This is a genomic window from Bacillus sp. X1(2014) (assembly GCF_007678255.1).
In genome coordinates, this window is record NZ_VEED01000067.1 from 1 (window position 1) to 345 (window position 345).

At 41.7% G+C, this 345-nt stretch carries 2 rRNA genes; both read left to right on the forward strand.

The annotated features are described in order from the left end of the window. A 16S ribosomal RNA gene (locus FS608_RS29780) occupies nucleotides 1-70 on the forward strand; the annotation flags it as partial. Nucleotides 71-268: 198 nt separating this feature from the next. Next, a 23S ribosomal RNA gene (locus FS608_RS29785) occupies nucleotides 269-345 on the forward strand; the annotation flags it as partial.

Here is a 345-nt window from a genome sequence, read left to right on the forward strand (position 1 = left end):
GGGACAGATGATTGGGGTGAAGTCGTAACAAGGTAGCCGTATCGGAAGGTGCGGCTGGATCACCTCCTTTCTAAGGATAAAGCTGGACCTGTGAGCCAGACAATACAGTTTGTACACGATCTTTGTTTGTTTAGTTTTGAGAGTGCAATTCTCTCAAACCATTCGTTCTTTGAAAACTAGATAATCGTAATGAAGAAGCAAAGTAAACATCGAGTAATCGCCATTTTAGTTTTTCTCTCTTATTTAATTAAGAGTTATAAACCTTTTAGGTTAAGTTAGAAAGGGCGCACGGTGAATGCCTTGGCACTAGGAGCCGATGAAGGACGGGACTAACACCGATATGCT